Raw genomic sequence first — 12,454 nt, forward strand, 5'->3', positions numbered from 1 at the left:
TCAGTTTTAAACATCAAGATGGTTTTTTATATAAATTCTATAACTTCATTTTTCTAAATGCTAAAGGCGTTTTTCCATGTACATTTTTAAACACTTTTACAAAGTTTCCGCTATAATTATATCCAACCATTTTAGATATTTCATCAATACTTAATTCTGTTGTACATAGCAAGTTTTCTGCTGTAGTCATTCTAAGTGAATTAGTATATTGTCTAATTGACATATGATATTTTGCAGAGAATCCTGCCTTTAACTTTTGTTCATTTAAAAATACCATTTTGCTTAGGCTTTTTATTGTAGGTGGATTACATATTTCTTTTGTTAAGATATCATGGGCTTTTTGGATTGCATTTACATCTGATGCAGTTAGAGTAATAGATCTATTATTCCCTATTTTAATATCTCCATAATTAAGCTGATTAGTAAAAACATTTTCAGGTGAAGAAGATATCTCATTATAAAGTAACGCTATTGATTCTAAAATTTTGCTTTCTAAGTATAATGAAGTCAATTTATTAGATTCAGCTAGACTTCTTAATTTTTGAATAATAGAAGCTACTTCAAGAGGTAGATAGTTATAGGTATAGTTGTTAATGAATTTATCAAAAACTATAGATTCTGGAAAGTTTGAATGTATTATTTCTTCAAAGTATTTTTTATAAATTGTTATTTCTGCACCATGAAAGTGTTGACCTTTTTTCCAATGTTGCTTTCCTTTTATGTTTTTTTCAGATACAAAAAATGAGGATGGACTAAAAGAAGATATTGGATTATTTTCAATTTTAAATTTAGTTTCGCCACTATAAACAGTTCCAAACCGTAATATTTCTTCATTATGTTCAAAAACAAGAGAAAAACTTTCTGGAATTGTATAGTCGCCAATTCCAAATTCATAATACTTATCTCTACTATATTTAATAAAATATCCTAGTTCAGGTCTATTTTCATTTTTATATATTGTGTAGTTTTTATTTGGATAGGATGTAAAGGTCATTTTATTTAAAACTTTATTTTGAAATTCCTTTGTTGTTTTGCAAATCATAGTATATACCTCATTTTTATAAATTTTATGCTTAGTTTTGGACATAATATTCTTTAATATAAGTTTTTGCTATCTAAATAATAATTATTAGAATAGATGATAAAATTATTAAATTAGATGCAAGGATTGAAATGAGAATGAAACTCATATACAATAAGTTCAGATAAATCGTAACACAAAAAGTAGATAGGAAGCAATACTAAGGAGGAATATTATGAAGTTTAATTTTTTAAAGAGTACAATAATTATCTGTATAACGGCTATATTTTTAGTGGGATGCGGAACAAATAAAGAGGTAAAAGAAGAGAACGGAGCAAAAAACACTGTAACAGTTACAGATGTAAGAGGAGAAGTTGAAATACCAACAAATCCTGAAAAAATAGTAGATTTAAGTGGTAATAGCGATATTTTATCAATTTTAGGTTATAAAGTTATAGGAACTGCAAATAGTGATGCTTATGATTACACTAAGTTTCCTTCATATTTGGAGGATACATTAAAAGGTGCAGAGATTTTAGGATATAGCATGCAAGATACTATGGATATAGAAGGAGTTATGAATTTAGAACCAGATTTAATAGTTATATCAACAGTTCAAGAAAAAATGTATGACCAATTAAATAAAATTGCACCAACAGTTATGATTCAATTAGATGCATTAGACTGGAAAGCAGATCTTAAATCTTTTTCAAAGGTATTTAATAAAGAGGATAAAGCAGATAAATGGCTAGCAGATTACGAAGTTAAGGCTAAAAAGGCTGGCGATAAAGTTAAAGGAGAATTTGGAGAAGATAAAACATATCTTTCATTCTTAGCAAGTGGAGGACAATTTTTTATATTTGATGGAGCTGGTTTTGGTAGCGTGTTATATGAAGATATGGGTCTTAACAAACCAGAAGGAATGCCAAAGCAAGGTGATATAAGCCTTCCAGTTGTAACTTATGAAGGATTAGCATCAATTAAAACTGATTACATATTTTTAATGGCAACAAAAGAAGATTTAGCACAATTAGAAAGCAATGCAATTTGGAACAGTTTACCTGCAGTTAAGAATGGTAATGTTATTGTATTAGAAGCATCACCTTATTTTAATCAAGGGTACAGCTCAATTGGAAGAGATATATTAGTAGATGAAATAGGTGAGATGTTAAATGAAACTAAGTAATAAACGTACAATAATTTTTCTATTTTGTAGTTTGTTACTTCTAATAGTGGGACTGATTCTAGCTATAAAGCTAGGATCTGTCTATATTACTTTTAAGGATATTTGGAATAGCATTTTTAATTATAATAAAACTTTAGAACTTATGTTAGTTAGAGATGTACGTATTCCAAGGGCACTTTCTGTTTTATTAACAGGAGGAATTTTAGGAGTAACAGGTGCAATGGTTCAAGGTGTTACAAGAAATCCAATAGCAGAACCATCTATATTAGGGGTGAGCCAAGGAGCAACTTTAATAATAGCAATTTTTTATGCAGTAGGAGTTACAATAAACACTAAAAATGTAATGATAGCTTCTTTTATAGGAGCACTTATAACTGGAATTATAGTTTTAGCATTTATATCAAAAAAGGCAAATAATAATTCTATTACAAAGATACTTTTAGCAGGAACAGCTATGAGTACATTTTTCATTTCTTTAACTACAATAATTGGATTATTAACAAATCAATCTCAAATGATAGCCTTTTGGGTATCTGGAGGTTTTAGAAATGCCACTTGGGAAGATTTTAAATTAGTATTTATATTTGCAATTATAGGACTTGTTATAGCAATTTTATTATCATCAAAAATAAATATATTAAATTTAGGAGACGATGTTGCCATTGGGCTTGGGCAAAATCCACAAAAAATAAGATTTAAAACTCTTATGGTAGTGATACCAATGATTGCAGCAGCAGTTGCAGTTGGTAAGAATATAGCATTTGTTGGACTTATAGTTCCACAAATAGTTAGAAAGTTATTAGGAGAAGATTATAGAAGAAATATACCATGTTCATTTTTATTTGGAGCAGTTCTTTTAACTTATGCAGACATTGCAGCAAGAATGTTATTTAATCCTTATGAAACACCAATTGGAGTATTTACAGTGTTGATAGGAGTACCATTTTTTATTTCAGTAGCTAGAAAGGAGAGAGGATAATGGGTAAAAAACGATTTAAAGCAGTTTTGATAATTTTAATAGTTTTATTGTCTATATCCTTTGTAGTTACACTATGTTGGGGTACATACAAAGTTTCTGCTATAGATGTTATAAACACATTTCTAGGCAATGGAACAAGAGCCCAAAATACAGCAATATTAGATATTAGACTTCCAAGAATTTTAGTTGGAGTTTTTGTGGCAATTGCATTATCAACAGCAGGAGCAATTCTTCAAACTATAACTAAAAATGATTTAGCAGATACAGGAATAATAGGTATAAATGCTGGTGCAGCAGTGGCGGCAGTATTATTTATTACATATCAAACTGGAAGTTATTACAGTGAATTTGGAGAGTTTTCAATATTTGTTCTGCCCTTTATGGCAATATTGGGAGCAGGAATTACTGCCTTTGTAATATATATGATGTCTAGTAGAAATGGGATAAGACCAAAAAGACTTTTGTTAATAGGAATTGGACTAAATGCAGGGCTAAATGCTTTTATAACTTTTATTACATTTAGAGGTGGAGTTGGAGATTATAATAGAATATTAGTTTGGACATCAGGAAGTCTTTGGGGTTCTGGATGGAACTATGCAAAAGTAGTTATTCCAATAGTATCAATAATGTTTATATTAGTTTTATTAAATCATAAAAAGTTAGATGTATTAAACCTTTCTGATGAACTTGCCATATCATTAGGTTTAAACTTAGAAAAGGAAAGAAAAAAGTTTTTAAGTTATGTAGTTATATTGGCAGGAACAGCAACAGCCTTTGCAGGAAATATTGGATTTTTAGGACTTATATCACCACATATGGCAAGGAAGTTAGTTGGACCATATCATAAAAATTTTCTTGTAGTGTCAGCTATGATAAGTGTAATAATAGTAATCTTGGCAGATGCAGTTTCAAGAAATTTATTTTCTCCAATTGAGATTCCAGTGGGAATAACAGTATCAATATTTGGAGTACCATATTTTATTTATTTAATGATGAAGGAGAAATAATTATGGAAGCTATTAGTGTAAAAAATTTATCAGTGGCATATGAAAATAATACTATAATTGAAAATATGAATTTGGACATACCTAAAGGAAAAATCAGCATAATTATTGGAGCAAATGGTTGTGGAAAATCAACCTTACTTAAAACTATAGCAAGAATTAATAAGCCTAAAAACGGTGATATTTTTATAAATAATAGAAATATAAAAAGCATAAAAGAAAAGGATATAGCTAAAGAAGTTGCTTTTCTACCACAGGGACCAAGTTGCCCAAGTGGACTTACAGTAAGGGAACTTGTTGCTTATGGAAGGTTTCCACATCAAAAGATTATAGGTGGTCTTAATAACCATGATAAAGAAATAATTGATTGGGCAATAAAGGAAACTGTTCTTAGTGAATTTGCAGATAGAGAAATTGAAAATTTATCTGGTGGACAAAGACAAAGAGCTTGGATTGCTATGGCGTTAGCTCAAGAAACAGAGATTATAATGCTTGATGAGCCTACAACTTATTTAGATATGTCATATCAGTTAGAAGTGCTAGAAGTGCTTCAAAAGCTTAACCAAGAAAAGAACATAACAGTGGTTATAGTTATTCATGAACTTAATAATGCTTGTAGATTTGCAGATAATATCATTGGTCTTAAAAAAGGAAAAATCGTTTGTAAGGGAAAGCCTATAGAGGTAATTAATAATAGTACTTTAAAAGAGATATATGGAATAAATGCTAATATTAAAGAAAGTGAAAATGGTCAGTATCCAGTATGCATGGAGTATGAGCTTTTTAGGTAGAGTAGATGAAAAATAAAAACTTTATAATAATAGTGATTGGGCAGATTATTTCTCTATTTGGAAATGCCATTCAAAGGTTTAGCATGTCTTTATATTTACTAGAGTTTACAGGTAGTGCAGCCGTTTTTGCTAACATATTAGCAATATCAACAATACCTTATGTTTTATTTGCACCAATAGCAGGAAGGCTTTCAGACAATGTAAATAAAAAAAAGATAATGGTATATTTAGATTTCTTTTGCTTTGCAATAATTGGATGTTATGCTTTTGTGTTACTAAGTGGAAGAGATAATGAATTGATAGTTGCTATAGTTATGTTTATGCTATCAGTCTGCTCCACATTGTATGGGCCAGCTACAGTATCTTCAATCCCACAAATAGTAGAGAAAGACGAACTTACTTCAGCCAATGGAATAATAAATCAAGTAGGTTCAATTGTAAACTTTGTAGGGCCAATATTTGCAGGAATATTTTATGGAATATTAGGTATAAAAATAATAGTGATAATAAATGCAATAAGTTTTTTTATATCAGCAATAATGGAGCTATTCCTAGACATTCCAGATGTATGTAAACATGAAGATATACAATGTAATAAAAACAATAAGTTATTATCAATGGAATTTATAAAACAATCTTTTTTAGATATGAAAAATACTTTTATTTACTTGAAAAAAGAAAAGAAAATCATATTAGGAATTATAGTTTCTTATGCCTTTTGCAATATATTTTTAGTACCGATAATATCAATAATTGCACCATATTTTATAAACATATTACTAGGACTTTCTTCTAAGGTTTATGGAATGGTAGAAGGAATATGTGTGTTAGGTATGATATTTGGGGGCTTTTTAATAAGCATGAAACCTAAAATGTTCTCAATGAAAAAATTACATTATACATATTTACCTATGATAGTAGGTGTAATTCTAATGTCTACTATAGGGTTTATAAAAGTAAATAATTATATTTTAGTAGGAATCTTTGCAATTGGGGGTATGGTAATAATGCTATCATTAACATTATCAAATGTATTAACTTTAACATTTATGCAAAAAGAATTACCAGTATACATGTTAGGCAGTGTATCAGCATTTTCAACAGCAGTAGCCACAATCAGTGTTGCACCAGGACAATTGCTATTTGGACAAGTTATAGAAAGTGGAATGCCAATAGGAATAATTTTACTAGTAATAGCAATGTTAAATGTTGGACTTATATTGTTTATTAAGTGGAATGTTATGAAATTAGAATAAATTTATATGAAAAATAGATGGTAGGTAGGAGATACCTTTAAAGACTCACGGGGCTGTTGCAAAACTAACTAAAGGTTAGAGGCGTGATATGCTCTTTTTTTTATATATAATTTGCTTAATATATCATTAATGGCAAGAAAAAAATTAAAAGAAAATCATATAAAAGATTAAATTAATAATATTTAAAATTTTTAGGAACATTACAATAAAATTAATTACATGAATATATTGACAGTAGACAAATGCCGTATTATACTAAATATACAAGGTAGACAAGTGTCGTAAAGAGGAGAGTGTTAAAGTTGAAAAAAATTCCTAGAACAGAGCTACAAGTTATGAAGTTTATATGGGCTCAAGAAATTTGTAGAGTTGCTTCTGTAGATATTACAAAATTTATGAGTGAAAAATATGATTGGTCAAAAGGAACTACATCTAAGACTCTTAGTAGACTAGTTGAAAAAGAATTTTTAAAGCAAGAAAAAGAAGGTAGACAAACATTTTATTTGCCATTAATTAATAGGGAAGAGTATTTAAAATTTGAAACTAAAGATTTTTTTAGTTTTATGCATAATAATTCTTTATCAAGTATTATATCAGCTCTGGATGATTCTAAGGATATATCAGAAGGAGATATTAAAGATTTAGAAGAGTGGATAAAAAATAGGTGATGCTATGAACTATTTAATGTTTGAACTTTTAAAAACAAGTATATTTATTAGTATACCAATTATATTGATAGCCTTATTAAAAAATAAAATTTTATGTAAGTATACTCATAAGTTAAACTATATAATCTGTATTTTGATAACTATAAGAATGCTTTTTATATCAAGTATAGGAGTATATTTACCTTTTGAAAATAATATTATTTTAGAAAGTGTACATTCTATAAAAAAGTCAGGAACTAATAATATAGTAAATTACATTAAAATAATATTTTGTATTTGGCTATTTGGAGTTATATATATTGTTATAAAAAATATTTGTAAACAAATTTTATTTTATAAGAAAATACAAAATATAAATCACATAGTTACTGATACTGAGACAATTAAAATCTTAGAAGAAGAAAAGAAGGCTTTAAATATTAGAAAATATATTAATATATCTAAAGTAGATGGACTTTCTTCTCCTGCTTTGATAGGTATTATAAAAAATAAAATAATAATACCTAATAATGATTATGACAAAGAACAATTAAAGTGGATATTTAGACATGAATTAATTCACTTTAAAAGAAAAGATAATTTATTAAAGTTAATTTTAATGATTGCTAGTGCTATACATTGGTTTAATCCATTAGTTAAGATATTAAAAGTATACTTTGGTGAGCAATGTGAATTGTCTTGTGATGAAAAAGTAATTAAAAGATTTAGCAAAGATGAAATAAAGGAATATGCGTTTGTCTTAGTAAATACATTAAAATATAGAAATACTCTTAAAACTACAATGTTTTCATCTCAGTTCAATACAAATGGGGTTGACATTATTAAAGGTAGAGTTGAGTCAATGTTAAGTTCTAAAAAGAGAAAAAAAGGAACTTTTCTTGTAGTATTTTTATTATTTATTTCAGCATTATCAGTAATTTCATTTAATAATACAATTGTAGTTCAAGCAGGTGAAACTTCATTATATAGTAGTGAATCTATGAATAATGGAAACGTTATAAATCTTTGTGGGAATACTATAAATCTTTATGAAGATAGAGAATATGAGAATTTGACTCAAGAAGAAAAACAGTTAGGGATAGTCCTTTTTAAAACTGGCAAATATAGCAGTGTAACAATTGGATCGGATTTTTCATTGGCATATGCATTATTGCCAAGCTCATAGCTCATTACAATTATTAAAACAATACAGATACTAAATAGCTTAAATAGTTATTTAGTATCTATAAAGGAGGAATAAAATGGAGTTGAAAATTGAAAATCTATATAAATCATATAGAAATAAAGAAGCATTAAAAAATATAAACATTACAATGGAGTCAGGTACTTATGGATTACTTGGAGAAAATGGAGCAGGTAAGAGTACTCTTATGAGAATTTTAACTACTGTTGATTTTCAAACTAAAGGAAAGATAACCTTTGATGGTGAGGATATAATAAATTTAGATGAAAAGTATAGAGATATTATAGGTTATATGCCACAAGATTATAATGTATTTCCAAGTTTTACAGCAAAGGATTTTTTAGAATATATGGGTGCATTAAAAGGTATTCCCAAATGTGAGTTAGATAAAAAAATTCCAGAGGTTTTAAGATTTGTAAACTTAGAACATGTAGCAGATAAAAAAGTGAAGTCTTTTTCAGGTGGTATGAAAAGAAGGATAGGCATAGCACAAGCAATACTTAATGATCCTAAAATATTAATACTGGACGAGCCAACAGCAGGACTTGATCCAAAAGAAAGGATAAGGTTTTCAAATATAATAAGTTCAATGTCAAAAGATAAGATAGTTATATTATCAACGCATATTTTATCTGATATAGAAGCAATTGCAAATGACTTGATAATAATAAAAAGTGGGGAATTAGTAGAAGCTGATAATATTGATAACTTAGTAGAAAAAATAAGAGGAACAGTTTGGGAAACTATTGTTGATCAAGATATATTTAAAAAAATAAGCCAAGATAGAAAAGTGATTCATAGAAAACAAGAAAAACAAAACATACGTGTAAGATATGTAGGTGAGAAATATGAAGGGGTTACAAGTAAACCATTAGAACCGAGCTTAGAAGATTATTATGTATCTACATGTCTTTAGATAGAATTATAATAATTTAAATGTAAAGATAAGTATATTTTAAAACCATTATAATAACCATATTAGTTAAAAAATTAACAAAGTGAGGGGATTTAAAATGAAAAGAAGAAAAAGTTTAATGATAATTGGAGCTATATTAATGAGTTTGACATTTTCTGTAGGGTGTACTTCACGAGGTACTGGTATAAGCAGCTCACGAAGTAATGATGTAAATAATATAGATGGAGATGCTATAGATAGACTTCCAGAAGAACAAAAGGATACAGCAATTGATAAGGATCTTTCAAGAAGAAGAAAGGCAAGAAAAGAAAGTATTCAAGAGACTCCTGAAGGTACATTATCTATTGGAGAGCCATGTATTAATGTACCAGGTCAAAGTAAAAATATGCCTGATTTTAGCAATGAAAGTTATGAGAAAATGGAAGAACTTTCACGTATTGCGAATAATTATATTGAAAATGAATTAAAAATTCCTGAAAAGCCAGTATATATACATAATGTATCACAGTGTATGGATCCAAGAATGAATGCAATTTACGATGATGAAGATAAAGGAGTAGCTAGTGGCTATGATAATGAAAATATATATATTGAAGAATATGAAACAGAAAAAGAGGATGTATATAGTTATTTAATTTTAGTAAGAGAGTCAAAGGATAGTCCATGGAAAGTAATACATCATGGAAACAGTTATAAAGAGTAGGTGTTAAAAATATGAAAGAATTAGTAAAATATGAATTTAAAAAGATATGGACCCAACTCACAATAGTATCTGTAGTGTTACTTGTTATAATATCTACAATTAATGTCTTTATAATTTTATTTAATTCTGAGGCAATTACTAGTGAAGGTAAAGAAGTTAATGGGTTAAAATCTTGTAGAGCAATAAGAAATGAATCAAAAGATATACAAGGAGTAATGAATCAAGAGTATTTAGATAATTTAGTTAAAAATTTCAATTCAAGTAAAGAAAAACAAAAGGCTGGGGAATTGCTTGGAGCATATTCTACAAAATATAATTATACAAATCAAATTATAAACTTTGCTAATTATGGTTCGAAGGCGTCTAATCTTAACAAGGGACTAGACTTTGACTTTATAAAATCGGAAAAAAAGTTTTATAATCAGTATAAAAAATCTGTAAGTGATACTATAAAAGAATACAATCAGCGTGATAATTGGTTTAAATACACAGATAACCATATGAATAATATAAATGAAAAAATAAATAAATTAAAAATTCCTTTCAAGGTGGATTATAATGGAGGATTAAGTTATTTTGTATGGCAATATGGAACACAATACTATCTTGTTCTTATAGTAATAGGGTTTGCTTTAAGTTCATTATTTTCAAAGAATAGCAATAATGGAATAGATGAGCTTACACTATCTTCTAAGTTTGGAAGAAAGAAAAATATGAATGCAAGAATCATAGCAGGAAATATATTTTCAGTAGTAATTTACGCTATATTTATAGGAACACTTTTAATAGAAATTGGAGTTGGAGCTTCTTTACATGGATGGAGTACATCTATACAAACTATATGGTTCACTTGTTTATATAATATAAGTGTAGGTACAGGTATAGTAATTATGATTTTACAAGGATTATTAGGGGTATTAATAGTTGCAAATTTAATTATGCTAATATCATTGAAAGTTAAATATTCAAAATTAACAACGTTTATATCTGTATTTAGTATATGGGTACTTCTAAAATTAGCGAATACAACTAATCCATTACAATTACAACTTAATCCTATTTATTTCGCTAAACACATTAGTTTTTTTAAAGAGTTTGATATTTGTTATTTTATAGGAAATATAATGATACCATATTCATTAGCATTTATAGCTATAGCATTTATTTACATGTTAGTAATTAGAGTTTTAACAATAAGGCAGTATAAGAGATATAAGTTAAATTAACTGATTCATATATAAAGACAAGCTTAAATTAAATCTTTTTTATACGTTGAGAAAAAATAAATACAACTATAGTTAATTAATAGTTAAAATGTAAGAGTTAATAATTTAGGATGAAACTGAGTTCAGTTTCTTTTAATCTAGTAATATAATTTGATTTGCAAATTTATATAAAAATAGAAAAAGTGTGTTTAAAATTATTCATTTCAAAACTTGGATACCTAAAATAGTGAGACATGCTCTGAATCACTTGGAACTCAACACTATATTTTAAAGTTATTGAATAAATTTAAATTTGAGCTTGTTTCCTTATATAGGGTTCCAAGTTGACTCTTAAAGTTATCCATTCCAAAACTTGGATACCTAAAATAGTGAGACATGCTCCGAATCACTTAGAATTCAACACTGCATTTTGTATAAAAATATTTTAAGGTTATTGAATAAATTTAAATTGGAGCTTGTTTCCCTATAGTAACAGCATATTAAAAATAAAAATTAGGTGGTTAAATTAAATGAAAGAAATTATAAGAGTTGAAAGAAAAAGAATATTAAGCTTGAGAAATTTTCTTATACTCTCTGTAGCTATTTTAATGTTTTCTATCTTTAGTAGTATAATGTCTCTAAATAATTACAATGTATACGATTCACAAGGAAACATTATAATGTCTAGTAAAGATAATTTAAAAGAATCAAAACTGGATAAACATAAAATATTATTAGATGAAAAAGCTATAAAAGATGTTGCAGAGAGCAAAGATAAAAGTAAGTATTTATACAATTCAAATTTATTTATACTGGTTGCTTCGAATTATGAAAAAAAAATAGAAGAACTTACAAGTGATGATATAAAAAATTTTTACAATCAGAGAATAGTAAATGTAAAAAAGAATATAGGTGGAGCAGGTTATATAGAAGATATAGATAAGTTAGCTTCCGAGGGTGAAAAACTTAATACACCTTTAAGACTAGGATATGCAGAGGGGTGGAAGAACTTAAATAATGATATGGTAGATTTTGTTACAGTTGTTATAGTTGTTATACCATTTATCATTTTACCTGTATTCGCAAAGGACCCAAAGACGAAAATGAGACAACTGTACATTGCAACTAAACATGGAAAGAAAACTTTAGTCAAAGTTAAAGTAATAACAGGATTTGAAGTAGGTGCTATGATTTATATTACATCTGTATTAATTTTTTCACTTTCAAAACTATTAATACTTGGATTTAAAGGGGCTAGTTTACCTATTCAAAGTAGTGTAAGTTATTTGTTTTGTCCTTACAATTTAACATACTTACAGCAGTATTTATTGAATGTAACAATAGGATTTATGGCAATGTTAATTATGGTATCTACAACACTTCTATTTACAAGTATAGTAGATCAGATTTTATCAGGAGCATTATTTGTAACATTTTTTTGTGCAATAATGACTATGTTACCTAAAAATAATTTTGAGATTAATCATTATCTCAAGGCATTCTTACCGTACCATATGATTAATTTTAATAAGTATTATATTC

At 27.5% G+C, this 12,454-nt stretch carries 12 protein-coding genes; 11 read left to right on the top strand and 1 reads right to left on the bottom strand.

Annotation, left to right across the window (positions count from 1 at the left end; all coding sequences use genetic code 11):
• Positions 1 to 37 precede the first annotated feature (37 nt).
• A complete protein-coding gene (locus CSGHG_RS14405; protein WP_010296725.1) occupies positions 38 to 1,042 on the bottom strand; it encodes a helix-turn-helix domain-containing protein in 1,005 nt (334 codons plus the stop codon).
• Positions 1,043 to 1,256: 214 nt separating this feature from the next.
• Between CSGHG_RS14405 and CSGHG_RS14410 the strand changes: the two genes are divergently transcribed.
• The 11 genes from CSGHG_RS14410 to CSGHG_RS23620 form a co-directional block, all read left to right on the top strand.
• Positions 1,257 to 2,207 (top strand): iron-hydroxamate ABC transporter substrate-binding protein, encoded by a 951-nt coding sequence (locus tag CSGHG_RS14410; RefSeq protein WP_010296726.1) that lies wholly within the window; start codon positions 1,257 to 1,259, stop codon positions 2,205 to 2,207.
• Positions 2,194 to 3,186 carry a FecCD family ABC transporter permease gene (locus tag CSGHG_RS14415; protein ID WP_010296728.1) on the top strand — a complete coding sequence of 331 codons (993 nt, stop codon included), beginning with the start codon at positions 2,194 to 2,196 and terminating at the stop codon, positions 3,184 to 3,186. The genes CSGHG_RS14410 and CSGHG_RS14415 overlap by 14 nt, the downstream gene beginning before the upstream one ends.
• Positions 3,186 to 4,193: a FecCD family ABC transporter permease gene (locus tag CSGHG_RS14420; RefSeq protein ID WP_010296729.1), complete on the top strand. Its 1,008-nt coding sequence runs from the start codon at positions 3,186 to 3,188 to the stop codon at positions 4,191 to 4,193. Before CSGHG_RS14415 ends, CSGHG_RS14420 begins: the two co-directional genes overlap by 1 nt.
• Before the next feature lie 2 nt (positions 4,194 to 4,195).
• On the top strand, positions 4,196 to 4,981 hold the full coding sequence (locus CSGHG_RS14425; protein ID WP_010296730.1) for an ABC transporter ATP-binding protein: 786 nt from the start codon (positions 4,196 to 4,198) through the stop codon (positions 4,979 to 4,981).
• Positions 4,982 to 4,986: 5 nt separating this feature from the next.
• A complete protein-coding gene (locus CSGHG_RS14430) occupies positions 4,987 to 6,237 on the top strand; it encodes an MFS transporter (protein ID WP_010296731.1) in 1,251 nt (416 codons plus the stop codon).
• Positions 6,238 to 6,530: 293 nt separating this feature from the next.
• Positions 6,531 to 6,905 (top strand): BlaI/MecI/CopY family transcriptional regulator, encoded by a 375-nt coding sequence (locus CSGHG_RS14435; protein ID WP_235700157.1) that lies wholly within the window; start codon positions 6,531 to 6,533, stop codon positions 6,903 to 6,905.
• A gap of 16 nt (positions 6,906 to 6,921) precedes the next feature.
• Positions 6,922 to 8,070, top strand: coding sequence for a M56 family metallopeptidase (locus CSGHG_RS14440; RefSeq protein WP_010296733.1), 1,149 nt, complete (start codon positions 6,922 to 6,924; stop codon positions 8,068 to 8,070).
• A 76-nt stretch (positions 8,071 to 8,146) separates the two neighbouring features.
• Positions 8,147 to 9,004, top strand: coding sequence for an ABC transporter ATP-binding protein (locus CSGHG_RS14445; RefSeq protein WP_010296734.1), 858 nt, complete (start codon positions 8,147 to 8,149; stop codon positions 9,002 to 9,004).
• 97 nt (positions 9,005 to 9,101) lie between these two features.
• The gene (locus CSGHG_RS14450; RefSeq protein WP_010296736.1) at positions 9,102 to 9,707 is read left to right on the top strand and encodes a hypothetical protein; all 606 of its coding nucleotides are present in this window, start codon (positions 9,102 to 9,104) and stop codon (positions 9,705 to 9,707) included.
• Positions 9,708 to 9,718: 11 nt separating this feature from the next.
• Complete coding sequence (locus CSGHG_RS14455; protein WP_010296739.1) at positions 9,719 to 10,933, top strand: membrane protein; 1,215 nt, start codon at positions 9,719 to 9,721, stop codon at positions 10,931 to 10,933.
• 509 nt (positions 10,934 to 11,442) lie between these two features.
• Positions 11,443 to 12,454: hypothetical protein (locus CSGHG_RS23620; protein WP_010296742.1), on the top strand; the 1,012-nt coding region annotated here is incomplete at its 3' end.

Source organism: Clostridium senegalense JC122 (assembly GCF_000285575.1).
Lineage (GTDB): Bacteria > Bacillota > Clostridia > Clostridiales > Clostridiaceae > Clostridium_J > Clostridium_J senegalense.